The sequence below is a fragment of the Cephaloticoccus primus genome (genome assembly GCF_001580015.1).
Taxonomy (GTDB): domain Bacteria; phylum Verrucomicrobiota; class Verrucomicrobiia; order Opitutales; family Opitutaceae; genus Cephaloticoccus; species Cephaloticoccus primus.
In genome coordinates this window covers 1-24,477 of record NZ_LSZQ01000015.1, presented here as the reverse complement: position 1 = coordinate 24,477, position 24,477 = coordinate 1, and the positions used below count along the sequence as shown (strand labels likewise).

Sequence of the window (24,477 nt, the reverse complement as noted above, 5' to 3'; positions counted from 1 at the left end):
ATTACCCCCACCTCCACCCAACACCGAACACAAAAGTATACTGATATCAGATACGTATTGAGTAAAACACGTAGCACAATAACTAACATGGCAAATTCTTAAATTATAAGAATAAATCCTCTATTAATTCCCTAGCCATGTGAAAGCGTATTCCTCGATACCATCACACCTCTATGGATAAGCCTATTAAATTCCCACGCATAGCCATCATATGCATATCAATATCAACCGCAACTCTTCCAGCACACACACAAACAAACCCAAACATCTATAATATAAAAGAAAAGAAGCAGTTAAGTAATCAAATACCTGAGGTAAAGCTTGGCAATGGGAAAGGTGTATTTATTGTCCCCAAAGGAGATAAAGGAGTAGTAATCAACCGTATTACTGTTGATGGCCATGGAATTATCGATTTCTCCAGCTCAAATAACAACTCCCTATACGTTGATGAGATAATTTTTAAAAATGATAGCTGGGTGACACTCATGGGTATAACCTACTCAATAATGTGGATCCGCGATAATGGTCAGGATATGGATGAACTAATTCGCCATCTTGCCTTCGATGTTAGAGGCACCTCATGGAATACGAGCTATTATAAGATAAACAACAACGGATACTATTATATATCATTTACAAACACCCCTTGGCATCCCGTTCCCGAGGCGGCTGTATACAGCTCTGTGTTTTCTGCTTCCGCATTGGGACTTGGGCTAGCATACCGGAAAAGGCGCCAATACCTCCACCTGCCAGTACCAGTGAAAGTGTAGAAGCATAGCTGTAAAAGGAGGGTAAAACGACAGCGAGCAGCGCCAGACCTCAAGTGCCTTCGGGTTCGGCGCGGCCTTCGGCGATCCATTCGCGGGCGGCGGGCACTTGTTGGCAAAACTCGCGCAGGGCGGCGCTGAGGTGCTCGGCGTAGCGGAAGTGTGCGCCGAGGCCGGTGCGCAGCTCCGCTTCGTAGATAAACTTGTCGGCGTGCGTGCTGTGCTCGAAGGGCGTCTGCGCGCCGAGGAGCAGCGAGTACGTGTAGGCGGGCGAGCCGCGCGCCATGAGTTCGCGCGTGAGCGCGGCCTGCTCGTCGAGCAGCGCTTGGTGTGCGCTGCGGTCGATCTCCGGCGGCAGGTAAAAGCCCGCCTGAATGAGGGGCGTGTAGCGGTGGCCGGTGCGGTGGCGGTTGAGGTCGCGCAGCTCGGCCAGCGCCATGTTATTCCACGCAAAGCTGACGCGCATCCGACGCGTGGCCGTGCCTTGGTAGCCGTAGCGGTTGGCGCGGTGGCGCAGCGCTTCGGCGACGGGCTGCTCCTCGGCGAGCCAGGGCGGCGTCTCCCGATCGATGTGCAGCCACACTTCATCGGCGAGCGGCCCGGTCGATAGCCGCTCCAAGCCGAGCCGCAGGCTGGTGGCGAGCTCCTGGGCGGCCTGCTCGCGGTAGGAAGCCTCGGCGTGGCTGTGGCGGATCAGGCGCGGCGATTGTTTTAAAAGCTCTTCGCGGATGAGCGCCGCCGCCGCGCGCGCCTCGGGCTGCGGCAGCGAGTCGAGGTGCTTCACCGTGGCTGCCCACATGCGCGAGCTTTGCACGAGGGCGACATTCGTCCGCGTCGCCAGCGGGATGAGGTAGCGCGCGCGGTCGAGCGCGTAGTTTTTGCGCATGCGCCCGAGGACGGCGGGGGAGACGCCTTCGGCAGGCAGCCGCACGCGGTCGGGCTCGGCCTGGCTGAGCGCATCGAGTCGCGCGTACTCGCGTTGGTAGTGCGCAAAAGCGGCGGCCATCACCGCCGCCCAGCGCGGCGCGAGATCGGCGGGGATGCCGATCTCCTCGGGCGCGGGCAGGTTACTCGGGCTGAGTGCGATGTAGCGCGTGCTCGACTCCTGCCCATCGGCCATTTGTGCTATCTCGAACAGCTTGTAGGCCAGCCACATCGAGACGCCGTCAAGCGCGACAGCCAGCCCGCCCGTCAAGCCCCCGATCGAGGCGTGGCCGTAGTCTACAAACTTGAGGATGCGGTCAATCGATGCATCGGGGTTGGCGAGGTCGACCTTTTCGAGGATCGCCGCCAGCCCGCTATTGCTGCGCGAGTAGCGCGCGAGGACGGAGGCCAGCAGCTCCGGTGTGAGCTTGGGGCAATCGGCAGCGGTGGGCGGTGGGACGAGAGCAAGGCCAGTGATTTTCATTAGGGCGAGCCACCGAGTGTTCAGGCGCGGCGTAACTGCGCCAAGTTTATTGCTTGAAAATGGGCGCACTGCCGCTGCCGGTCGCGCCCCCGACACCCGGTTTTGCAGCGCCGCAGGGCGCAAGCTCCCCCCGCCTGCCCGCTACTCAGAGCAGGCCGCTGAGCAGCAGGTACCCGGGCAGCAAACCTGTGCTGACCCCGAGCACGATGGCGAGGATGCCGGTGATGCGGCCAATGTCGCGGCGCAGCACGAGGATCACAAAAAACAGGGCCCACAGTACCGCCCAGGCCGCCCACGACAGGCCGTTCCAGAAATCCCACAGCGTAGCTGCATGCCACAGGGTTTCGCCGGAAACTACGGCAGCGGTCACCGCGACCAACAGGCTGAACCAGCCGAGGCCGCGCCCATCGGCACCGTTGGTGCGATTCAGGGCGACCCAGAGATAGTTGAGGCTAAACAGCAGCGTCATCGTCGCCCCTTTGACCGAGGCCAGATCGGCCCCCTCACCAAGAGCCAGGCGGCAGGGCCACGAAGAAGGACACGGCGGCAACAAACAGGTTGATGACCCAGATCTCGCGATCCTGGACGCGACTGAGCAGCCACAATCCATTCAGACACAGCACCGCGCCCACGAAGAAGATAGATAGGCCAGTTAGCATGGGTTAGTTTCGATGGGTTAGGGTCTCGCGGTTTTGCAAGGAAAAAAAACACCGCCTGTCGTGAGAGTGGATTGCTGGGCGCACGCGGGAGCCGGCGCGCGCTTCACCGACCTCAGGGGCGTCTGTTTGGCGCTCACTTATGCCGCACAAAACCACCGCTGTGCGCGTCATGCCGCCGCCCCGAGCCCGGAGCTTTACCATCCACTGCGCGTGGGGCGGTGGTCAGTGACCACTGCCATTGAATTTGGGAATCGGCCCCGCCGCTACGCGGCGGAACACGATTCCCAAATTTAACGGGACTCCCCCCTGTCGCGTTGCGACAGGGCAGGAAGCATCAAATGCGAATGGCGCGGAAACCCATTGAGGCGAGATGAGAAAGTTTACGGGTTAACTCCCAGTCCGACCGAAGGTCGGGAGTCCTCAACTGAGCGGTTTGCACGGCGGGCGTTCCGCCCGCCGTGCAAACCGCTCAGTAAATGGGAGCAGGCACCGCCTGCCGGCCCACGCGTAGTGGAGTTGGGCTCGACAAGCCCGCGGCCAAGCCAGCTTTCTTGGCGCTTCTTCGATATCACATGCTCTGGCCCTTCTACCTCGCGCTGCGGCAGCTTTTCCCGAGCGGACGCTGGTTCCCGTTTTTCACGGTGATCTCCATCCTCGGCGTCGCACTGGGCGTCGCGCTGCTCGTGGTCTCAACCAGTGTGATGGGCGGTTTCGGCTATCAAATCCGCCAGATGATCGTCGATACGCAGGGTGAAGTACAGCTCCGCGCGTACGGGCTGCTGTACGAGCCGGAGACCGTGCTCGACGAGGTCGAGCGTGTACCGGGCGTCGCTGCCGCCACGCCTTTTGCAGAAGGTGTCGCCATGCTGGAGTTTGCGCGCAAGCCCGCCTTTCCCGCCGTGCAAGGGATCGACCTGGAGCGTGCCGAGGCGGTGGTGCCGCTGCGGCACTTCGTGCGCGCGGGCTCGCTCGACGCGCTCGACGACGACAGCGTGATCCTCAGTGCGCCACTCGCGCAGAGTCTCGGCGTGCGCTTGGGCAGCCGCATCGATCTGTACTCACCGCTGCTGCTGGAGCGGCTCAAGGGCGACCAGGTCGTGATGCCGCGCGAGCTCGAAGTCGTGGGCATTTTTGAGATCGGGCATCAGCAGCTCGATAACGCGCTGGTGCTGGTGACGCTGCGCACGATGCAGGAGCTCTACGGGCTCGGCGACGCCGTCCACGGGATCAATGTAAAGCTCGCCGAGGGGAGCGACCCCGACGCCGTCGCCGCACGGATCAACACCGTGCTCGCAGCCGAGGGGCGGCCCGCGCAGGCGCGCTCCTGGCTGGATGCCAACGAGGACTTCCTCTTCGTCCTCCAACTGGAGAAGAACATGATCTTTTTCCTGCTGACCTTCATCATCGTCGTGTCCGCCTTTTCGGTCGCCAGCTCGCTGCTCATCGCCGTGGTGCGCAAGACGCGCGAGATCGGCCTGCTCGGCGCGCTCGGCGCACAGCCCGTGGCGGTGGCGCTGTGCTTCTGCTTCCAGGGCTTCTTCATCGGCGTACTCGGGACCGGTTGCGGACTGGGGCTGGGGCTCACCTTCCTGCATTTTCGCAACGACGTGGTGCGGCTCTTCACCGAGCTGACAGGGAGCGAGCAAGTGCTCGCGCGGTTTTACCAGTTTAGCCAATTGCCCTCGCACACGGCGCGCGGCGACCTCGTCTTGATCGTCATCTGCGCGGTCGTCATCTCCACCCTGGCGGGGCTCCTGCCCGCGTGGCGCGCGGCGCGGTTCAAGCCGGTCGAAGCCCTGCGCGCCGAGTAAGCCCACAACGCACGCTCCCCCCAACCGCCTGCCTGCCGACCATGCCCGACGATTTTCACAACGACGCACCTCCTCTGCCCGAGTCCGCTTCGGCCACACCCACGACTGCCGATGTGGCCGCGCCGATTCTTGAGGCGCGGGACCTGCACAAGGCCTTTGCCAGTGGCGACCGGCAACTGGCCGTGCTTCGCGGGGCCTCGCTCCGCGTCGCGACAGGCGAGAGCGTGAGCATTCGCGGAGAGTCCGGCGCGGGAAAATCCACGCTGCTGAACTTGCTCGCCGGACTCGATGCCCCCGACTCGGGCACGGTGCATTGGCAAGGGCTCGCCGCCAGGCTGCGGCCAGGAGTGTCGGGGGGCGCGCGCACGCGTGCGCTGGCCTCTCTGCGCGGGATCATCTTTCAGTCCTTTTACCTGATCCCCGAAATCGATGCGCTGGCAAACGTGCGTCTGGCGGGAGCGATTTGCGGCCTGCCACGCAAAGAGGCCGCGGCGCGCGCCCGCGAGCTCCTCGCGCGTGTCGGCCTGTCCGAGCGCACGCGGCACTTGCCCGCACAGCTCTCCGGCGGCGAGCGCCAGCGCGTCGCCATCGCCCGCGCACTGGTAGCCGCCCCGCCGCTCATCCTCGCCGACGAGCCGACGGGCAACCTCGACGAACACACGGGGGACGCAGTTGTGGAGCTGCTGCTCAACCTCTGCCGCGAACGACAAACGGGCCTCGTCCTCGTCACGCACAATCCCGCGCACGCCGCCAAGTGTGCACGCCAGCTCACACTCCACGACGGCTTGCTCGCCTGAAAACTTGGCCCTGCGCGGGCAGCGGGGGACGGTGTCCCCTGCCATTTACTGAGCGGCTTGCTGTCGGGCGTTCCGCCCGCCGAGCAAACCGCACAGTTGAATGAACTCCCTGAGCGAAGCTCAGGTGGGAGTTTAACCCGTAAACTTTTTCGCGGCGCCCAAATGGGTTTACGCCCCCGATCGCATTGGAAGCTCCTTACCCTGTTGCGAAGCAACAGGGGGGAGTCCCTTTAAATTTGCGATTTTGTCCGGGCGCGGAGCGCACAGGCAAAATCGCAAATTCAATGGGAGCAGGCACTGCCTGCCGCCCCACGCGCAGTGGGAGTCTTCAACTCTTTCTTTCCGCGACGCGCTCGCCCTATGGAGAAGGCAGTTCGCTCCGGGTCGCGTTCCACGCGACGCAGTCGCTGTAGCGGACTTTGTTTCCGCCGAAGATATCGAGTGCGCTGCCGATCGACAGGTCTACGCGGCCAGCGCTGAGCGCATCTACGAGCGCGAGGTCGGCCAGCTCGCTGGCGCCGCCCGCGTAGGTCACAGGCAGGGGCGCGTGCTCGCCCAGATGGTGTACCAGCTCTTCGTCGATGCCGCCCTGCTGGCCCTCGACATCGGCAGCGTGCACCAGCAGCTCGGCACAGGCGCCTGCCAGCGCGCGCAAGTTGGCCGGGGTAAGCCACAGGTCAGTCGGCTGCGTCCAGCGGTTCATCGCGACCTGCCAGCCACTGCGCTCGCGGCGGCAGCTCAGGTCTATCACGATCCGGTCCGCGCCCACCTCGGCGATGAGGGACTGGAGCCGCTCGGGGCGGAAGTGCCCCTTTTCGTCAAAGAGGTAGGAAGTCACAATCACGTGGCTGGCGCCCGCGATCAGCCAGACTGCCGCGTTTTCAAGCGTGATGCCCCCGCCGATTTGCAGCCCGCCCGGATATGCGGTGAGCGCGGCGCGCGCGGCCTCGTCGTTACCCGGCCCGAGCTTGATCAAGTGCCCGCCGCGCAGCCCATCGCTGCGGTATAGCGCGGAGTAGTACTCGGCAGGGTGCTCGCTCTCGAAGTTGGTGCGCAGCCCGACGCCATCGTCGGTGAGTGTGCCACCTACGATTTGTTTTACCTTACCGTTGTGGAGGTCGATGCAGGGGCGGAAACGTGTCACGAGTCACAGCCCTAGCGGGAGAAAAACCACTCGCCAAGCCCGCCTTGATAAAAACCAAGAACAAGCGTCGCCGCCGCGAGCAGCCCGAGCACAAAGCGCGTCACACAGCAGCCACAGCACGGCTGCCCATCGCCGCCCTCGCGCGGTGTCGCAGCCGCCGTTTCGCTCTCCGTGCTCTCGCCAAAGAAGGCCACGCGGATCCAGCCAAAGTAGTAGTAGATGGAGACGACCACACCGAGGATCGCGATCCCGAGCAGCACGTAGAGCTGCGCGTCGAAGGCGTTAATGAAGATCGCCAGCTTACCCACAAAGCCAGCCAGCGGCGGAATGCCCGCCAGCGAGCCCAGCCCCACCGCCAGCACAAATGCGAGGAAGGGCTGCCTCTTCGCCAAGCCGCGATAGTGGTCGAGCTCCTGGGTCGCATCCTCGGCAGGCGCGAGCTGGGTCATCACGCCAAACACCGCAAACGAAGCCAGTAGGTAGACAGCTAGGTAAAACTGCACCGCGCCAATCGCCGAAGCCGCCGAGCCCGCATGCAGCGAGGCGACGACGCCGAGCAACAGGAAGCCCGCATGCGAAACGCCGGACAGGCCGATGAGCCGCTTCACGTTATGCTGCGTGAGCGCCGCGAGGTTTCCGAAAATCAAGGTGAGCGCGGCCAGCACCGTAAGCGTGGGCACGACCAGTCCCGCGTAGGGCGCAAAGGCCGTGTGCACCAGCGTCAGCAAGATGGCGAAGCCTGCGGCCTTTGAGGCGACGGCGAGAAAGGCCGTCACCGGCGTAGGCGCACCTTGGTACACATCGGGGATCCAGATCTGAAACGGGAAGGCGCCGATCTTGAAACACACGCCGCAGAGCACGAGGACGATGCCGAGGCTCGCGAGGAAGTGGTCGGGATTGGCCGCGAGAAAAGTCTGCAAATGCCCGAAGTGCATCCCGCTCTCCGTCGAGCCGACGAGCAGCGGATTTCCCGCCACGCCGTACAGCAGCACGATCCCGAAAAGCAGCAGGCCCGAGCTCAGCGCCCCGGTGATCAAGTACTTGAGCCCCGCCTCAAGCGATAGCGGGCTCGCGCGGAAATAGCTGACGAGGATGTAGAAACCCACCGTCACCGTCTCCAGCGCCACGAAGAGCATCACGAAGTGGTTACTCTGCGCGAGCAGCATCATCGCCGCGCTCACCACGAGCACGATGTGGAAAAACTCGATCCGCGGGAGCTGCCGGCGCGCCAGGCTCACCGCCCCCAGCAGGCTGACGAGCAGCGAGGCCAGCAGGAAAAACACGCGCATGAACTGCCCGTCGCGCGTGTGCACCAGCAGCCCGTTAAACGTCTCGGTGCCCAGGTACGGCGCGTTGAAGCAGGCGAGTACGCCCACCAGCAGCGCCAACTGCCCGACAATCGCCACCGCCGGGATCAAGCGATGGGCGCGCCGCGGCAGCGCCATTTCCAGTACCAACAACAGCAAAGCGAGACAGCCCAGCGAGACCTCGGGGATTATGGCACCCCAGCGGTTGGAGTCGGCTGCGGCTTGAAGGAGTTCGACACTCATGGATGGGAAAAATGAAGGAGGGGAAAATCAGTCCACTGCGGTAAACGCAGCCGCGCGTGCTCCCGGGGCAGCCGCATCAACCGCCACTGGAGCTGGCGCAGAAAAGGGAATCGCCGCAGCCGGAGCTCCCGCGTCCACCGCAGCAGCCCAGCTGCCGGACAAGGCCTGGTTGACGGGCTCGGAAATCGACTTCGGCCAAAAGCCGATGAACAGCAGCGCCGCCAGGAGCAGCAGCGCGGGCACGCGCTCGGCCCAGCGCAAATCCGCGGGCGCTTGCGCCTCGGCGACACGCGCAAACTCCGCAGTGGGGCTCCCGAAGAAAACCCGAGCCGCAGCGCGCAGCCCGTAAATCGCCGAGAGGATGATCCCCGCGACTGCGACTACGGTGAACACCGGAGAGAAGCTCCACAGCGCGACAAAGATCGACAGCTCGCCCCAGAAATTGGCGAAGCCCGGCAGGCCGATCCCCGCCATCGTCGCCGCCACAAAAAACGCCGCCAGAACAGGCGCGCGCTGCGCCAGCCCGCCCATCTGCTCCATGTCAAAGGTCTGCGTGCGCTGGTGCACGCTCGTCGCCAGCAGGAACATCAGCGCGACCGAGAGCCCGTGCGCGACCATCAGCAGCACCACGCCACCCGCCCCTACGGTGCTCAGGCACGCGAGCCCCAGAAACGCGTAGCCCATGTGCATGACCGAGCTGTAACCGACCATTTGCTTAAGGTCGCGCTGCGCCATCGTGACGAAGCCAATGACGAGCACATTCCCCAGCGCCGCGAGCAGCGCGAGCAGCCCCACCCACTTTGCCGCGCCGAACGGCATCAGCGGCAGCGCGATTTGCACCAGCCCGTAGAGCCCGAACTTTTTGAGCACGCCCGCGTGCAGCATCGCCGCCGAGCTCGGCGCCGCACCGTAGCCGAGCGGCGCCCAAGTGTGCAGCGGCCACAGCGAGACGAGGATGCCGAAGCCGAACAACAACAGCCCGAACGCGTAATGCTGCACCGTCTCCGCCAGCGGCTGCGCGGTGAGCGCAGCGCGCAGCGCGATCAAATCGAAGCTCTGCGCCCCGCTCTGCACATACACCGCGATCAGCCCGACCAGCGTGAGCATGGCTCCAAGCGTCAGGTAGATCGTCAGCTTCATCGCCGCGTAGTGCCGATCCCGCCCGCCCCAGATGCCGACCATGATAAAGGTCGGGATCAGCGCGAGCTCGTGGAAGAAGTAGAAGAAAAACACATCCACGCTCGCGAAGACGCCCATCAATCCGCCCTGCATCACGAGCAGCAGCGCGAGGTAGAGCCTGAGCCGCTCCGCGCCCGACTGGAGCGCGTAAAGCCCGGCCGCCAGGCCGACGATTCCCGCCAGCGCAAACAGCGGCATGGAGATGCCGTTCAGCCCGAGATGCAGCGCGATCCCGAAGCGCGAAAGGCCCGTGCCGTACTCGCTCGCGAACGCGTAGTCGCCGCCCAGCCCGGACGGGAAGTGGTACCACGTGTGCAGGGCCAGCAGCGCGGGCAGCCCAAAGCCCAGCCAAGCGAGCGGCGCCGAGAAGCGCTGCGGAGCGAGCAGGATCAGCACCGCCGCACACAGCGGGCTCAGGATGGCCACCAGGAGGGGATCGAAAGGCAGTTCACTCATAACATTGAGTCACTAAAACAACACGCCCGAGGCGATGGCCCACAGCAGCGCCACCCCGAGCAAGAACCAGTAAACGTACGTGTGCAGGCTGCCCGTGTGCAGCGCGCGCGCCCCCAGCCCCACGAGCCCCACGAGGCTGGCTGCCCCGCGCACGATGACGCCTGAGAGAAAGATTTTCTCAAAAAAGTTGAGCATCATCGCGAAGCGTTGCTGCACCTTGGCGACGTAGTAGCCGTAGGCCGCGTCGAAGGGCCGTTGCAGCGCGACGAGCTGGCGGAAGAGCGCGGGCGATTTTTGCGCGATTGCATCGTCCTTCGCATCGGGCCTGCGGTACAACACCCAGGCGAGCCCGCCGCCGAGCAGCATCACGGCAAGACTGGTCACGAGGATCACCCCGTGCGCGGCCTCGCTGTGCGGGATCAGGTTGGCAAGCGGCCCGGCCAGATTTCCATAAACTGCCGTGTAGCCGCCGATCACGGCGAGGACGGCGAGGACGAGCAGCGGCACGGTCATCGACAGCCCGCTCTCGTGCGCCTGCGCCGCGGCCTCGCTGCGCGCTTCGCCGAAGAAGACGATCCGCCACATGCGGATCATGTAAAAAGCGGTCAGCACCGCACTGATGGCGAGGATCGCAAAGACCGCTCCATTGTTCTGATAGGCCAACAGCAGAATCGCATCTTTGGAGAAGAAGCCCGCCAGCCCGGGCACGCCGATGATCGCAAACACACCGAGCGTGAAGGTCGCAAAGGTGATCGGCATCTTCCGCGCGAGGCCGCCCATTTTGGGCATGTCCTGTTCGTGGTGGCAGCCGTGGATCACCGAGCCCGCACCGAGGAAGAGCAGTGCCTTGAAGAAGGCATGCGTGGTCAGGTGAAACATCGCGGCACCGACGCCCGCTTCGATAATCGTCTCCGGCCCGCCATCATTTACGATCATCGAGCCGAGGCCGAAGGCCGCGACCATGTAGCCGATTTGCGAGAGCGTGGAGTAGGCGAGGACTTTCTTGATGTCGCGATGCGCCACCGCACAGAGCGCGGCGTAGAGCGCCGTAATCGTCCCCACCCACATGATGACGTTGAGCGCCTCGGGCACCATCAGGAACTCCACGCGGCAGAGCATGTAGATGCCCGCGGCAACCATCGTCGCTGCGTGGATCAACGCGGAGACAGGCGTCGGCCCCTCCATCGCATCGGGCAGCCAGACGTGCAGCGGCATCTGCGCCGACTTGCCGAGCGCGCCGCAGAAAAGCAGCAGCGGGATCGCGCTGGCGGCGACTACCGCGCTGCTCTCGTCGAGCGCGCGCAGTTCGCCGAGATTCACCGTCCCATAAGTCGCGTAGCAAAGGATGATCCCGAGCAGGAAACCAAAGTCGCCCACGCGGTTGGCGATAAACGCCTTCTTCGACGCATCCGCCGCGCTCTGCTTCTCGTGATAGTGGTTGATCAACAAATAGGAGCTGAAGCCCACGAGCTCCCAAAAGATGAAGACCATGAACAGATTGTCCGCGAGGACGATCCCCAGCATCGAAAACATGAAGATCGACAGCCCGCCAAAGTAGCGCGCGCGGGCGCGGTCGTCGTGCATGTAGCCCACGCTGAACAGGTGAATGAAGAAGCCGACAAAGCTCACCACGAAGAGCATCAGCGCGGCCAGGTCATCGAAGAGAAAACCGAGCGAGAGCGAGAAGTCGCCCAGCCGCAGCCACTCGACCGACGACTCGAAGCGCGTGCCGCCAAAAATCAGCCCGAGCGAGAGCACGGCCAGCGCCGCGGCCGCAGCCACGGAAACGCCAGTCGCCAGCCCGCCGCGACGGCGGAGGAAAAGCGCAATCACCACCGCAGAGATCAGCGGGATCAGGAGGACGAGTAGGGCTTGTTGGACCGGCGTCATGGGTTGAGAAGCGAGCGGTGAGAAGAGGGCGGCAAGTGGTGGCAAAGGCGGCGGTGAGTGCGGAGGCAGGTGCGGGCAGTGTAACGAGTGGCGGGTGCGGGTGCGCAGTTACGATCAGTGCTTCAGTGCGTTGAGCTCATCGACCTCGATGGTTACGCGCTTGCGAAACAGCGCCACGATGATGGCGAGGCCTACGGCGACCTCGGCCGCCGCGACCGTGAGGATGAAGAACACGAAGACATTTCCATCCATCGTCCCGTTGAAGCGCGAGAAGACCACCAGCGCGAGAATCGCCGCCACAAGCATGATCTCCAGGCTCATGTAGATGATCAGCGTGTTCTTGCGCAGCAGCACGCCGAGGAAACCGATCGCGAAAAGCGCCGTGCTCAGCAGCACGAGTGTATTGAGTGAGATAGTGATCATTTCCGGGCCTCCTCCAGTGTGGACGCGGCAGCGCCGAGGTTTGCTTGTGCAGCCGATCCGTCGCCCGCCGCGACTCCGGCGGCATCGGCAGTGAATTTTTTGCTCAAGACGATCACGCCAAGCATGGCGATCAGGAGCAGGAAGCCCATGAGCTGCACGGGCAGCAGGTAGGTCGTAAACAACGCATGCGCGTAGGCCTTCAGGTCGGCGCCGAGTGCCGGCATCGCAGCGAGCGGCAGCGAGTCGAGCTGCCCGCGCGTGGCCACCGCGAGCACGCCCGCGACCAGCAGCCCCGCACCCGCCACACTCGCCAGCGCCGACACACCGCGCAGCTTCCACGCGCTGACCTCCTTGAGATCCAGCAGCATGATGATGAACAGGAACAGCGCGACGACTGCGCCCGCGTAAACGAGCACGAGCAGGACGGCCAGCAGGTAGGCTTCGAGCAGGACGAAGAGCCCGGCCACGCTCACCAGGCAGAGCAGGAAACAGAGCGCGGCGTTGATCGCATTGGGGCTCAGCACTGCGCCCAGGGCAAAGAGCAGGGCGAAGGTCGCAAAGGTGATGAACAGCGTGTCGAGCATGGGTTAAGGAGAGTGGCGATGAGGCGGGAGCAACCTGCGGCGTTTAGTGGGCGTTGCCGTGCTCGGCAGCGGCCTTTTTCTTGTCCCATTTAAAGTGCCTGTCGGGGAGGCTGCCGCCCAGTTCGTAGAGCCGCTTTTTGTCGTGCACCATTTCTTCGCGCGTCAGCCCGTTTAGCGAAAACTGGTTCTGCAGAAAGATCGCCTCCTCCGGGCAGACCTCCTGGCACAGCCCGCAGTAAATGCAGCGCAGCATGTCGATCTTGAACTCTTCGGGCGCCTTCTCGATGTGCTCGCGGCCGCTGCCCTCGGGTACGGCCCCGGGCGTGATCCGGATCGCCTTTGGCGGGCAGACGAACTCGCAGAGCTGGCAGGACACGCACTTCTCGCGGCCATGCGGATCGGTCACCAGCGTCGGCACACCGCGGTAGCCGGCCGGGATCTCCGGCTGCACCTCCGGGTACTCCATCGTGACGTTGGGCGAGAAGATGTGCTTGAGCGTGGTCTTCAGCCCGCGCGCGATCTGCGGCAGGTAGCTGCGCTCGGCGAGCGTGAGCGGTCTGCGTTCGACGGGGAGAGTGGCCATGGCGGGAAAAGGAAAGGGCTAAAGGTGGAGAGGGAGCGGCGTACCGTGCGGCGGTGGCGGGCTGGAGTTTAGAGTCGCGGCTGCAACAGCGCGATGGCGATCAGGTAAATGAAGAGGTTGGCGATCGAGAGCGGCAGCAGCTTTTGCCAGCCGAGCACCATCACCTGATCGTAGCGGAAGCGCGGCACCGTCCAGCGCACCCACATGAAGAAGAAGATCAGGAACAGCACCTTGAGCAGGAAGATCGCGATTGAGACTACCCCCACCAGGAGGGGGCTCCCCGCGATCCCGATCAGCGCGGCAAAATCGGCCAGCGAAACCCACGGCAGCGGATTCCAGCCGCCGAGAAACAGCAGCGTAAAGATGCCCGAGCCGACGATCATGTGCGCGTACTCGGCGACGAAGAAGATCGCCCACTTGAAGGCGCCATACTCGGTGTGGAAACCGCCGACGAGATCGGCCTCCGACTCCGGCATGTCGAAGGGCTGGCGGTTCGTCTCGGCAAAGAGCGCCACGAGGAAGACCAGCGCACACACCGGCATCGTGAAGAGAAACCAGGTGCCGCCCCAGAAGCCCGGCTGCGATTGAAACTCGACCACACGCGCGAGGCTCAGCGAGCCGCGCAGCCCGGGCTCATTCACCCACAGAAAAACCGGCAGCACCGAGAGCGTCATCGACAGCTCGTAGGAGATAAACTGCGCGGAGGCGCGCACGCCGCCGAGAAACGGGTACTTGGAGTTGGAGGCCCAGCCCGCGAGGATCAGCGCGTAGACGCCGAGCGAGGAAACCGCGAAAACCGCGAGCAGCCCCAGGTCCACATTGGCGAGGCCGATCGGCACCACCGCGTCGCCATCAAGCCACGCGCCAAAAGGCACCGCGACGACAGTCGTCAGCGCGGGGATCAGCGCGACCGCAGGCGCGAGGAAGAAGTAAAACTTGTTCACATGCCCGGGGACGGGGTCTTCCTTGAAGAAAAACTTCAGCCCGTCGGCCAGCAGCTGGAAGAGCCCCAGCCTCTGGAGTACGCGCCCGATAACGGGGATTTTCACCAGCCAGGGAATCGCCGCACGGTTGGGCCCGGGGCGGCCCTGGATCCACGCGCTGACCTTGCGCTCGGCCATCGAGCCAGCACCCGCGAGCGGGAAGATGACGGCAATCACCGCAAGGCCCTTGATCACGCCTTGAAGCAGAGGAGAAAGACTGGTCCAGAATTCGATCATGGTGAGGGCTTCGACCTTTTTTTAAGTGTCGCTCGTTGGCGATACGTCAGGCCGCGGCTGGGGCTTTAGCACGGCTTTCGGCTCCTTCGGGAGCGGCGGCAGTTTCGGCGGCGCACGCAGGTTTGTAGTGGAGCGCCTCGCCCTCGGCAAAGGGCAGCGCGGCGTAGGGCGTGCCGTCGAGGAGCAGCCCGTCGTCGGGGATCGTTTTGTAGGTCATCGTCCCGAGCGCAGGCACTTCGGCGGCGAGCGTCGCCCAAACCGCGTGCACATCGCACGAGGCCGCTGATGCGGCGGCAGCGGGCGTGTCGGCCTCGCTGGCGGATGCCCCAGCCTTTGCGGCAGCGATCAGCGCCGAGAGCGTCGCGAGGTCATCGCCCACGCCTTCGGGGCCCGGGACGGCTTTCGCAAATTTCTGGATGCGGAACTGCTGGTTAACGAAGGTGCCCGATTTTTCAAAAACCGTGAGCGTGGGCAGCACGACTGCGGCTGCGGCACTCGTCGCGCTGGCATGCGTGCCGAGGGTGATCAGCGAGACTTTCGCGAGCTGCTCCGCACTGAGGCCAGCCTCGGCGGCAGTGAGATCTTCGCCGATGGAGATCACCGTCTTCACCTTGCCCGCATCAATCGCAGCGCCGAGCGCGGCGAGCGACGCAGTGACTGGCGGCAGCGACTGGATCAAACCGGTGACGAGTGCGCCGCGCAGGTTGGGATTGCGATCTGCCGAGAGCAGCAGCCCATCGCCCTCGCCCACCCGGCTGACGAGCGAGACGGGCGCGCCGCCGAGTGCCTCGGCGAGCTTGCGCGTGAGAAACTGCTCTTCGACCGAGCTGCGGCCCGAACCGACGATGGCGATGCTCCCGGCCTCGCTCGCGCGCAGCAGCTCGGCGGCGGCGCGCAGCGCGTCTTCGGCACTCGCAGCAGCGCCGCGCACGGCAGCACTTTTCAACCGCTCAGGCGCGAGCACTTGCTTGTAGAGCATGCGACCACTGTCGGTCATCCACGTGTCGTTAACGCCGTCGTTCTGGCGCGGCGTGATCCGGTAGATGACGCCTTCGCGCGACCACACAACAGTGTTGGTGCCGACCGAGGACTCGGTGCAGATGCTGTTGGTCTGCTTGAGAAACCACACGCGCATCTTGAAGCGGAAGTCCGTAGAGGTGAGCGCGCCGACCGGGCAAATATCGACCGTGTTGAGCGAGTAATTGTTGGCGAGCTCGCGACCCGGGAAGCAGGTGAGCGTCGAGTAGCTGCCGCGGTCGGTGAAGCCGAGCACGTCGTCCTTGGCGATTTCGCGCGAGAAGCGGATGCAGCGCGAACACAGGATGCAGCGCTCGTCGTCGAGTGTGACGTGCGGCCCGAGCACGCTGCGCTTGGGCTTCACGTTTTTCTCCTCGATGTAGCGCGAGTAGCCGCGCCCGTAGCCGGTGGCCTGCTCCTGGAGCTTGCACTCACCGGCCTGGTCGCAGATCGGGCAGTCGAGCGGGTGGTTGACGAGGAGAAACTCCATCACGCTTTCGCGGGCATCCTTGACCATCGGCGTGGTGGTGCGGATGTGCATGCCCGGGCTCACATTTGTCCCGCAGCCGATCACGGGTTTCGGGATCCAGTTGATCTTCTGCTTGCCGGTGGCCTCGTCGATGATCGGCGCCTTGGTCGCGGGATCGACGGCGGGCATGCCCATCTCGATAAGGCACATGCGGCAGTTTCCCGCGACGGAGAGCTTCTCGTGGTAGCAGTAGTGCGGGATGTCGATGCTGAGCTTGCGGGAAGCCTCGATCACGTTGGTGCCTTTGGGCACAGCGATCTCTCGCCCGTCGATGTTGACGGTGACGAGGTCTGGGTTGGCGGGCTGGATCATGGCAGTCTTCGACTGATTTAAATTGTTGCGCGGGCGGGAGGGGCGGGAGGGCGCGGTGGCGTGCGGCAGCGGGAAGCGCGGGAAAATGGATTGTGCGTTAGACAAGTTGCAGGGCCTCGGCGGGGCGCGACTCCTTGCTTTGGTAGTAGCTCTCGAACTCGTCCTTGAACTTGATGAGGAAGCTCTGCGTGGGCCACGAGCAGCCCTCGCCAAAGGCGCAGATCGTGCGCCCGGGGATCTGATCGGCGACGCTCTTGAGCAGGGCCGCATCCTCCGCGCGCGCCTGGCCGTGAACCATCCGCGAGGAGATGCGCTTCATCCACAGCGAGCCTTCGCGGCAGGGCGTGCACTGGCCACAGCTCTCGTGCGAGTAAAAGGCGTTTATGTTGGCGAGCGCCTCGACCATGCTGACGCTGTCGTCCATGACGATGACGCCGCCGGAGCCGCCCATCGAGCCGATGGCCGCCAGCGAGTCGAAGTCCATCGGCACGTCCTCCACGCCCCAGTCAAACTCGACCATGTCCGCGCCTTGCTTGCGCTTGCCTTTGAAACGCTCGCCGAAGCGCAGCACTTTCGCCGAAGAACCGCCCGGGATCACGCCCTTGAACTGCCGCCCCTCCAGCGGGCCGCCGCACACGTCGTAGAGCAGCTCGCCCATCGTGATCTTGCCGCACTCAAACTCGTAGTAGCCGGGCCGCTTGACGTGGCCCGAGACGCAGAAGATGCGCGTGCCGGTGTTGCCCGGCGTGCCGGTTTTCGAAAAAGCCTCGCCGCCCATGTCGATGACGTGCCGGACCTGGCACATCGTCTCGACGTTGTTGACGATGGTCGGGCACTGGTAGAGCCCGAGCACGGCGGGGAAGTACGGCGGCTTGATCCGCGGGTTGGCGCGCTTGCCTTCGAGCGACTCGATCAGGCCCGTCTCCTCGCCGCAGATGTAGGCGCCCGCGCCGCGGTGGACGAAGATCTCGCAGGAGTAATCGGTGCCGAGAATATTGGGCCCGACGAAGTTTTTCGCGCGGGCCTCGGCAATCGCGCGCTCCAGGATTTTCGCCCCGTGCGGGAACTCGCCGCGGATGTAGATGTAGGCCTGCTTCACGCCGTTCGCGAAGCAGGAGATCATGATCCCCTCGATGAGCTGGTGCGGGTCCTGGTGGATGATGTAGCGGTCTTTAAAGGTGCCCGGCTCGGACTCGTCCGCATTGACGATCAGGTAGATGGGCTTGCCGCTTTTGCGGTCGACGAGCGACCACTTCACCCCGCAGGGGAAGCCCGCTCCGCCGCGCCCGCGCAGGCCGGATTTTTTGACCTCCTCGCGCAGGTCTTCGGGGCTCTGGGCGACGGCCTTCCGGAGCGTCTCGTAGCCACCATGGCGCAAGTAGCAGTCGATGTCGCTGGTGTAGCCGACTTCGTCGATGTGCTTGAAAATGAGGCGTCGCTCTTCGGGCATGAGAGGGAAGTTTTTTTCGGATAAATGAGGGAGGGGCGGCTGGTGGCGGTAGTGCGCGGGAGCGGGTTTCCGCAGGGCTCAGGCGCTGGCAGCGGCGGCAGCGGGCGATGCGGCGGCGGGCGCGGGGCCGCGAGCCGCAGACTCGGCGCGGATTTGCGCGGCGATCTGCCGCGCCTTATCGACATCGACGCGCTCGTGGAGCTCGTCATCGACCATGAGGACGGGGCCGGAGCCGCAGCTCGCGAGGCACTCGACAAACTCGATCGTCACTTCGCCATCGGGCGAGATTTCGCCGAGCTCGGTGTTAAACTCTTCCTTCAACTTATCGCAGACCTTGTAGCCGCCATTGAGCGCACAGGAGAGCGTGCGGCAGACACGGATGTGCCGACGCCCAATCGGCTTTTGGCGAAACATCGGGTAAAACGTGATCACGCCGTGGACGTTGATCGGCTCGATTTCGAGCTTGGCCGCGACCCACTCGGCGGTGCCCGAAGGCAGGTAGCCGATGTCCTCTTGGATGAGGTGCAGCAGCGGCAGCGTCGCACTGCGCTTCACGGGGTAGTGCGTGATCACCTCGTCGATGCGTTGGAGAGTTTCGGGCTTAAGGTTCATCACTCGGGGGAGCTCGGGAAAATCGGGTCAGTGCGGCGGTCGATCAGGAGGGGGGCGGCAGCGGCTTTAGCGGTCACACTCGCCCATGACGAAGTCCAGCGAGCCCAGGATGGAGACCACATCGGAGATCATCGCTCCGGCGCAGACTTTCGGCAGGATCGAGAGGTTGCAGAAAGAGGGCGCGCGGATTTTCAGGCGGTAGGGCACGCCGCCGCCTTTGCTCACGATGTAAAAACCGAGCGCGCCTTTCGGGTTTTCGGCTTCAAAATAGACCTCGCCCGCGGGCATCTGCGGCCCCTCGGTCACGATCATGAAATTCTGGATCAGCTCTTCCATCGAGCTGAGTATCTTGTCCTTCGGCGGCGCGAAAATCCGCCGCGCATCGCGCGCATACCAATCCCCATCGGGGAGCTGCTCAATCGCCTGGCGGATGATCCGCACCGACTGGCGCATCTCTTCGCCGCGCACGAGATAGCGGTCGTAGGAATCCCCCGTCGAGCCCACCGGCACGTCAAACTCGTAACGCTCGTAGCCGCTGTAGGGGCGGTCCTTGCGCAGGTCAGCCGCGACGCCCGAGCCGCGAAGGTTGGGCCCCGTGAGCCCGTAGCTGAGCGCGTCTTCCCTGGTGATCACGCCGACACCGACCGTGCGATCCATAAAGATCTTGTTACGCGTGAGCAGCGAGAGGATCTCTTCGAGGATCGGCAAAAACTGGTCGCAAAACTCAAGCACGCGCCCCGTCCAGCCTTCCGGCAGATCGCGCGCCACGCCGCCGATCCGCGTGTAGCTGGTCGTGAAGCGCGCGCCCGTCAGCTCCTCAAAGAGCCGGTAGAGCTTTTCGCGCTCGGTAAAGGTGTAGAGGAAGATCGTCCACGCGCCCGTATCGATGCCGAAGGCGCCGAGCCCGATCAGGTGCGCCGAGATGCGCGCGAGCTCGGCGGTGATCACGCGAATCGCCTGGCAGCGCTCGGGAACTTCGAGCCCGGCGAGCCGCTCGACCGCAATCGCGTAGGCCATGTTGTTCGCCAGCGGGGCGAGATAATCGAGCCGGTCCGTGTAGGGCACGAACTGGTTGTAGGTCATGTTCTCGGCGATCTTCTCGTCGCCGCGATGCAGGTAGCCGATGACGGGGCGCGCCTCGGTGACGACTTCCCCATCGAGCTCCATTTGCAGGCGAAGCACGCCGTGGGTCGAGGGGTGCGAGGGCCCCATCGAGAGCGACATCTTCTCGGTCTCAAACTCCGGCGTCTCCACAGCGGCGCTCTGCTGGGCACTGGCGTGCCTGGCAGCGGTATCGAGAAAGTTAAATTCGGTGGCCATTGAGATTTGGTGAGGGAGGGGGCGGGAGCGGCTTGGGCGGCTGAGTCGTAGCGGAGAGCGGCGCGGCTAAATTGGCGTGGATGGCGAGCGGGCGGGCAGTGGGCGGGCAGTGGCGTGGATGCGGGTTTGGTTGACGGCGTTCAGGAGAGGGAGGCGGCGGGCTTGGTTCAGGGAGCAGGCTTTTCGTTAGACTCGTCCCAGCTCTCGTCTTTGGCGCGGGGCTCGGCCTCGCTGAGGTTTACCTGGCCGCTGGAGGCGACGAAGGGGCCGCCCGCCATCGGCGCGGGCTTTACGCTAATGCGCGTCTCGGCAGCCACGTCCGGCTCAGGCCACTCGGTCTCGATCCCCGCCAGCGGAAACTCCTTGCGCAGCGGGTGGTAAGGGTAGCCCTCCCACATCAAGATGCGGCGCAGGTCGGGGTGCCCCTCGAAGCGGATCCCGAACATGTCGTAAGTCTCGCGCTCGTGCCAATCCGCCGCTGCCCATAGGCTTGTGACGCTGGGCACGCTCGGCGCCGCATCGTCTCCCGCGCAAGGCGTGGCGATCCGCAAGTAATCGTGCGTCGCCGTCGAGTAGAGGTGGTAAACCGCCGTGAAACGCGGGCTCGCGCTCTCGCCCCAATCGACCGCCGTCACGTCAGTGAGCAAATCGTACCCACGCTCGTCGCGCAGCACGCGCATCAGCGCGAGCAACTCGCCCGGCGGCACGTCCAGCGCCGGATGGTCGAGGCTCGCGCGCGGGGTCGCCTGCGGGAAACGTTCCTGTAAGCTGGCGAGAATATCGACGGTGGTGGACATTGGCGTGTGGCGGCGGCGGGAGGGGCGGGAGGGCGGGGAGATTGGCTTGGTGGGAAAGGGAGGGCGGCGCGCGGGAGTGTGGATCAGCGGATGATGTGCGGTGCGTTTTTCGGAGGCGGTTGGGGCGAATCGCTCGGCATGTTGGCTTGTTAAGCGGGGCGCGGTGTGGGCATCGGAAACGGCGGGAGGAGTCTACGGCAAAGGGCGCCCCTCATTCGGCGCGGAGCAGGTTGCGCGTCGCGGGCTCCTTCCGGATCTTGTTTTGCAAGGTCATGAGCGCGTCGAGCAGCGCCTCGGGCCGCGGCGGGCAGCCACTCACATAAACGTCAACCGGCAAGATCCGGTCGACCCCCTGAAGGGTCGCGTAGCTGCGGTACATGCCGCCCGAAGACGCGCAGGCACCCATCGCGATCACCCACTTCGGCGCGGCCATCTGGTCGTAAATCCGGCGCACCACCGAGGCCATTTTGTAAGTCACCGTACCTGCCACGATCATGCAATCACTCTGCCGCGGCGAGAAACGCATGACCTCCGAGCCGAAGCGCGCGATGTCGAAGCGCGAGCCGCCCACCCCCATCAGCTCGATCCCGCAGCAGGCCAGCCCCATCGGCATCGGCCACACCGAATTGCTGCGGATCCAGTTAATCACAGCATCCGCCCGAGTGACGACAACCTCGCCCTCGATCTTGCTGTTATACGCCAATTCAGAGTTCGGTGTTACCATGTGAGAAAGCCACAGTTTGCTCGAAACAAAATCGGCGCAGAGCGTTACGAGCCGCCCGATCCCGCGCAAGTTGGATTTTATAAAATCTTGCAGGACAAGGGAAACGGCAAATAAGGCTGAGACTCAACCTCATTAACAGACAAACGCACAACCCCACGTCAGTCATCGTCAGCCCGCGCGTGAGCGCCCAGAGGCCGAACTCGCCAAAAACGAGCATGTTGTGCCGCGCTTGTAATGCCGAAGGACGATACAAACACGGAAATTTTCCTCTTCAGCCTCCGCCAGCCCTCTTGTCATTTTCAAACAGTGCGGGCTACGTGGAATCCCGCATCTCTGTATGCGGGATGTTCCCCCTTCTGTAACCCACCTCCCCTCCCCCCCCATTAGTCCCTGCCCCCCCTCACCCCTATGAATAAGATGAGTTGTTTCCGGCTCTTCAGAGCCACCCCAGTCCGCGCACTGCTCTTTGCGGTGCTTGGTTTTCCTTTGTTTGCCCATGCGCAGGCCTCGGCGCCTGCAAATCTGAATGAAGAAACTGATCCGGCAGCAATCCGGCAAGAGTGGGTGGCTTGGGCCACCAAACTTGCCGAGCCGATTTTTGACGCGCTCGATAAACGCGAGCTCAGACTGAGAATGCCCGTCGAGACGAGGGCGACTCATTCCTACTTGACGGGCCCTGTCGGCAGTCCCGGCGGTGTTACCTATCTGGAGGCACTTGCGCGGCTTCTCGCGGGGATCGCCCCTTGGCTGGAGCTTGGGCCCGATGACACGCCCGAAGGCCAACTGCGCGGGCAGCTCGCAGAAGCGGCCCGCCGTGCAATTGATGCAGCGACCGACCCCAGCTCCCCCGATAGAATGACCTTTGGGCGCTACGGGCAGTCACTTGTCGATTCTGCGTTTCTGTCGCTAGCCACTTTTCGCGCCCCGCGTGAGCTGTGGGAAAAGCTGGAACCTCGCGTTCAGGCAAACCTCATCGCTTGCTTAAAGGAAACTCGCAGCGTCGGCTTCCCTGGCGGAAGCAACTGGCAGTTCTTTCCGGCTTTTGTGGAGCTTGCCCTTGCCCGAGGCGGCGAGCCGCGCGACGACTCGCGCCTTCTACCAACTTTAGAAAATTTCCGGGAATGGTACCTCGGGGATGGGTATTATGGAGAACCCCATTTTGGCTGGAGCTACTACAACTCCTACGTCATCCAGCCAATGCTGCTTGGTATCTTGGATGAGGTAGCCCACGAGAGCGAGGCCCTTCGCCAATTCCAACGGGAGGCACTGGCCGCGGCGCAACGCTACGCGGCGGTGCAGGAGCGGCTGATCGCCCCCGATGGCAGCTTCCCGGCACTCGCGCGCTCAATCGTATACCGCGCAGGTGCCTTTCACTTACTTGCCGATATCGCATTGCGGCGCGAATTACCAAAACCAGTGATTCAGCGCACCGAAGACGGAGCCGTCCACATCATTACTCCCGGCGCGCCACCGGCGGCAGTACGCACCGCACTTACCCGTGCCATGCGGCGCACGCTTGATGCACCAGGTACCTTTGATGAAAATGGCTGGTTGCAGATCGGCCTGTCGGGACACCAGCCCCTGCTGGCAGAAAGCTACCTCAGCACAGGCAGCCTTTACCTGTGCAGCGTGGCTCTCCTGCCCCTCGGGCTACCGCCCGACGACCCGTTTTGGAGCGATCCGCATGAACCGACGTCTTCGGAACGGCTCTGGAGCGGCGACACCGATGTTTGGGCCCCCCGCTCGATGGGCCGACTGCCAGCACCTGAAACGCCGCTGGAGGTTGCGGTCCGTGCTGCGCGCTGGCAACTGACGCAGCCCGATGCCATAAACTACCTGCGTCGCTGGGAGCACGGGGCATTCTGGGCCGGGATGACCGTGCTGGCTGATACGGATGGTGCGCCCGCCGATATTCGTGAAGCGGTCTTGAAGATGGGCCGCGACACCCGTTGGCAGCCCAATAGTGGCAGTCTTCTTCATGCTGATAATCAGACGATTACACAATCCTACCTGTGGACGGCTCGCAATGGTGCGGGCAAGGAAGCACTTGCGCCGACCATCGCAATCTTTGAGCGCCTATTGGCTGAAGCGCCGCGGGGCCCCTTGAGCGCTGTGGTCCCTGGAACGCCAGGCCGCTGGAGCTGGTGCGACGCGCTCTTCATGGCACCGCCTGCAATGTTCCAGCTGTCCAAACAGACTGGCGATATGCGCTACCGCGACCACGCTCTACGCGAATGGTGGGCCACTACTGATTTTCTCTACGACCCAGTCGAAAAGCTCTACTTCCGCGACAAAAACTACTTCGAGAGGCGCGACGATCAGGGAAACAAGATCTTTTGGTCTCGTGGCAACGGTTGGGCGTTTGCGGCGATGGCACGTTCATTGCCGCTGCTGGAGGCAAACAGTCCCGATGCACAGCGTATGCGCGGGCTGTTTGTAGAGATGGCCGAGCGTCTGATCGAACTGCAAAAGGAAGACGGCTACTGGTCACCATCGCTGTTGTCCCCCGAGGGCTCTCCACCTGAAACGAGCGGCACAGGCTTTTTCACCTACGGCCTCGCTTGGGGCATCAACGCCGGCCTGCTCGACCGCGAACGCTTCGAACCCGCGGTACGAAAGGGCTGGTCTGCTTTAAAGCGCGCGCTCCATCCCAATGGCAAGTTGGGCTACGTGCAGCAGATCGGCACCGGCCCCAGACAGGCAGGCAAGAACGATACCCAGTACTACGGCACTGGTGCGCTGCTGATGGCCGCCAGCGAAATCACCAAACTGGACGCTGCGAAACAGTGAGCGCACAGCCCCGCCGCCGTTGTTGCGAGTGCTAGCCGCGACCCGGTAATTCGCCCCTTCCACAACGGCTTCATTCAAAGGCCCGTGTGCACCACAGCGCACGGGCCTTTTGCGTTAGCAAACGCGCGACACGCAGGCACGGTTAACTCCTATTTTCCATCCAATGAACGCAGATGGTCTCTTGCTATTTGTGTTTGGGCAGTGTGAGCTACGTGGAATCCCGCACTTCTATGTGCAGGATATTCCCCTTCATTCCCTAAATCCCCGATCCCCCTAAATCCATATGAATAAGATGAGTTGTTTTCGGCTCTTCGCAGCCGCCCCAGTCGTGGCTCTGCTTGGGCTCCTTGGCGCGCCATGCTCCTCCCAAGCGAATCCCTTACCGAAGGGCCCGCTTCCGCTCGGGCGTGCCGACCTTGTGGAGACGCGCACGGTAAAGGAGCTCCGCCCCGGCC

19 protein-coding genes and 1 pseudogene are annotated in these 24,477 nt (G+C 63.5%); 4 read left to right on the top strand and 16 right to left on the bottom strand.

The features are described 5' to 3' along the window. Positions 1–173 precede the first annotated feature (173 nt). Entirely contained in the window at positions 174–770 is a 597-nt protein-coding gene (locus AXK11_RS09620) for a hypothetical protein (protein ID WP_156469141.1), read from the top strand. A gap of 49 nt (positions 771–819) precedes the next feature. Here AXK11_RS09620 and AXK11_RS02150 read toward each other — a convergent pair whose 3' ends face one another. Both AXK11_RS02150 and AXK11_RS10335 read right to left on the bottom strand, forming a co-directional pair. Next, entirely contained in the window at positions 820–2,175 is a 1,356-nt protein-coding gene (locus tag AXK11_RS02150; RefSeq protein ID WP_068628877.1) for an FAD-dependent thymidylate synthase, read from the bottom strand. 145 nt (positions 2,176–2,320) lie between these two features. After that, positions 2,321–2,834 (bottom strand): annotated as a pseudogene (locus AXK11_RS10335) (AmiS/UreI family transporter). Between the two features lie 572 nt (positions 2,835–3,406). On the opposite strand from AXK11_RS10335, the gene AXK11_RS02140 reads away from it, so the two are divergent. Together AXK11_RS02140 and AXK11_RS02135 are read left to right on the top strand one after the other, a co-directional pair. Then, positions 3,407–4,645, top strand: coding sequence for an ABC transporter permease (locus AXK11_RS02140; protein ID WP_068628875.1), 1,239 nt, complete (start codon positions 3,407–3,409; stop codon positions 4,643–4,645). Positions 4,646–4,686: 41 nt separating this feature from the next. Next, positions 4,687–5,442, top strand: a complete 756-nt coding sequence (locus AXK11_RS02135; RefSeq protein WP_082780765.1) for an ABC transporter ATP-binding protein — start codon at positions 4,687–4,689, stop codon at positions 5,440–5,442. A 358-nt stretch (positions 5,443–5,800) separates the two neighbouring features. On the opposite strand, the gene hisA is transcribed toward AXK11_RS02135, so the two are convergent. The 14 genes from hisA to nuoB all read right to left on the bottom strand — a co-directional run bounded on the left by hisA (position 5,801) and on the right by nuoB (position 21,232). Continuing rightward, positions 5,801–6,586, bottom strand: a complete 786-nt coding sequence (hisA, locus tag AXK11_RS02130; protein WP_068628873.1) for a phosphoribosylformimino-5-aminoimidazole carboxamide ribotide isomerase — start codon at positions 6,584–6,586, stop codon at positions 5,801–5,803. Positions 6,587–6,597: 11 nt separating this feature from the next. Then, positions 6,598–8,136, bottom strand: coding sequence for an NADH-quinone oxidoreductase subunit N (locus AXK11_RS02125; protein WP_068628871.1), 1,539 nt, complete (start codon positions 8,134–8,136; stop codon positions 6,598–6,600). Between the two features lie 27 nt (positions 8,137–8,163). Then, complete coding sequence (locus AXK11_RS02120) at positions 8,164–9,771, bottom strand: complex I subunit 4 family protein (RefSeq protein ID WP_082780764.1); 1,608 nt, start codon at positions 9,769–9,771, stop codon at positions 8,164–8,166. A 12-nt stretch (positions 9,772–9,783) separates the two neighbouring features. Continuing rightward, the gene (gene nuoL, locus AXK11_RS02115; protein ID WP_068628869.1) at positions 9,784–11,661 is read right to left on the bottom strand and encodes an NADH-quinone oxidoreductase subunit L; all 1,878 of its coding nucleotides are present in this window, start codon (positions 11,659–11,661) and stop codon (positions 9,784–9,786) included. 114 nt (positions 11,662–11,775) lie between these two features. Further along, positions 11,776–12,084, bottom strand: coding sequence for an NADH-quinone oxidoreductase subunit NuoK (gene nuoK, locus AXK11_RS02110; protein WP_231865721.1), 309 nt, complete (start codon positions 12,082–12,084; stop codon positions 11,776–11,778). Further along, complete coding sequence (locus tag AXK11_RS02105) at positions 12,081–12,668, bottom strand: NADH-quinone oxidoreductase subunit J family protein (RefSeq protein WP_068628868.1); 588 nt, start codon at positions 12,666–12,668, stop codon at positions 12,081–12,083. Before AXK11_RS02105 ends, nuoK begins: the two co-directional genes overlap by 4 nt. 43 nt (positions 12,669–12,711) lie before the next feature. Continuing rightward, entirely contained in the window at positions 12,712–13,251 is a 540-nt protein-coding gene (locus tag AXK11_RS02100; RefSeq protein ID WP_068628866.1) for a NuoI/complex I 23 kDa subunit family protein, read from the bottom strand. Between the two features lie 68 nt (positions 13,252–13,319). Next, positions 13,320–14,471 carry a complex I subunit 1/NuoH family protein gene (locus AXK11_RS02095; protein ID WP_068628863.1) on the bottom strand — a complete coding sequence of 384 codons (1,152 nt, stop codon included), beginning with the start codon at positions 14,469–14,471 and terminating at the stop codon, positions 13,320–13,322. A 46-nt stretch (positions 14,472–14,517) separates the two neighbouring features. Further along, positions 14,518–16,434: an NADH-quinone oxidoreductase subunit G gene (locus tag AXK11_RS02090; RefSeq protein ID WP_231865720.1), complete on the bottom strand. Its 1,917-nt coding sequence runs from the start codon at positions 16,432–16,434 to the stop codon at positions 14,518–14,520. Beyond that, entirely contained in the window at positions 16,427–17,779 is a 1,353-nt protein-coding gene (gene nuoF / locus AXK11_RS02085; protein ID WP_068628861.1) for an NADH-quinone oxidoreductase subunit NuoF, read from the bottom strand. Before nuoF ends, AXK11_RS02090 begins: the two co-directional genes overlap by 8 nt. Positions 17,780–17,857: 78 nt before the next feature. After that, positions 17,858–18,391 (bottom strand): NADH-quinone oxidoreductase subunit NuoE family protein, encoded by a 534-nt coding sequence (locus AXK11_RS02080; protein ID WP_068628859.1) that lies wholly within the window; start codon positions 18,389–18,391, stop codon positions 17,858–17,860. 66 nt (positions 18,392–18,457) lie between these two features. Beyond that, positions 18,458–19,711, bottom strand: a complete 1,254-nt coding sequence (gene nuoD / locus AXK11_RS02075; protein WP_068628857.1) for an NADH dehydrogenase (quinone) subunit D — start codon at positions 19,709–19,711, stop codon at positions 18,458–18,460. 167 nt (positions 19,712–19,878) lie between these two features. Further along, positions 19,879–20,508, bottom strand: a complete 630-nt coding sequence (locus AXK11_RS02070) for an NADH-quinone oxidoreductase subunit C (protein ID WP_068628854.1) — start codon at positions 20,506–20,508, stop codon at positions 19,879–19,881. 211 nt (positions 20,509–20,719) lie between these two features. Then, positions 20,720–21,232, bottom strand: a complete 513-nt coding sequence (gene nuoB / locus AXK11_RS02065; protein ID WP_068628893.1) for an NADH-quinone oxidoreductase subunit NuoB — start codon at positions 21,230–21,232, stop codon at positions 20,720–20,722. 486 nt (positions 21,233–21,718) lie between these two features. Here nuoB and AXK11_RS09965 point away from each other — a divergent pair, with 486 nt between their 5' ends. Beyond that, positions 21,719–24,022, top strand: a complete 2,304-nt coding sequence (locus AXK11_RS09965) for a DUF2264 domain-containing protein (RefSeq protein WP_068628852.1) — start codon at positions 21,719–21,721, stop codon at positions 24,020–24,022. Positions 24,023–24,477 lie beyond the last annotated feature (455 nt).

Bases quoted from the DNA above. Each gene is read 5' to 3' on its own strand.
- nuoF (WP_068628861.1), bottom strand. From the start codon at position 17,779: ATGCCCGAAGAGCGACGCCTCATTTTCAAGCACATCGACGAAGTCGGC.
- AXK11_RS09620 (WP_156469141.1), top strand. From the start codon at position 174: ATGGATAAGCCTATTAAATTCCCACGCATAGCCATCATATGCATATCA.
- AXK11_RS02150 (WP_068628877.1), bottom strand. From the start codon at position 2,175: ATGAAAATCACTGGCCTTGCTCTCGTCCCACCGCCCACCGCTGCCGAT.
- AXK11_RS02080 (WP_068628859.1), bottom strand. From the start codon at position 18,391: ATGAACCTTAAGCCCGAAACTCTCCAACGCATCGACGAGGTGATCACG.
- AXK11_RS02125 (WP_068628871.1), bottom strand. From the start codon at position 8,136: ATGAGTGTCGAACTCCTTCAAGCCGCAGCCGACTCCAACCGCTGGGGT.
- AXK11_RS02105 (WP_068628868.1), bottom strand. From the start codon at position 12,668: ATGCTCGACACGCTGTTCATCACCTTTGCGACCTTCGCCCTGCTCTTT.
- nuoK (WP_231865721.1), bottom strand. From the start codon at position 12,084: ATGATCACTATCTCACTCAATACACTCGTGCTGCTGAGCACGGCGCTT.
- nuoL (WP_068628869.1), bottom strand. From the start codon at position 11,661: ATGACGCCGGTCCAACAAGCCCTACTCGTCCTCCTGATCCCGCTGATC.
- AXK11_RS02120 (WP_082780764.1), bottom strand. From the start codon at position 9,771: ATGAGTGAACTGCCTTTCGATCCCCTCCTGGTGGCCATCCTGAGCCCG.
- AXK11_RS02135 (WP_082780765.1), top strand. From the start codon at position 4,687: ATGCCCGACGATTTTCACAACGACGCACCTCCTCTGCCCGAGTCCGCT.
- AXK11_RS02100 (WP_068628866.1), bottom strand. From the start codon at position 13,251: ATGGCCACTCTCCCCGTCGAACGCAGACCGCTCACGCTCGCCGAGCGC.
- nuoB (WP_068628893.1), bottom strand. From the start codon at position 21,232: ATGGTAACACCGAACTCTGAATTGGCGTATAACAGCAAGATCGAGGGC.
- AXK11_RS02095 (WP_068628863.1), bottom strand. From the start codon at position 14,471: ATGATCGAATTCTGGACCAGTCTTTCTCCTCTGCTTCAAGGCGTGATC.
- AXK11_RS02140 (WP_068628875.1), top strand. From the start codon at position 3,407: ATGCTCTGGCCCTTCTACCTCGCGCTGCGGCAGCTTTTCCCGAGCGGA.
- AXK11_RS02070 (WP_068628854.1), bottom strand. From the start codon at position 20,508: ATGTCCACCACCGTCGATATTCTCGCCAGCTTACAGGAACGTTTCCCG.
- nuoD (WP_068628857.1), bottom strand. From the start codon at position 19,711: ATGGCCACCGAATTTAACTTTCTCGATACCGCTGCCAGGCACGCCAGT.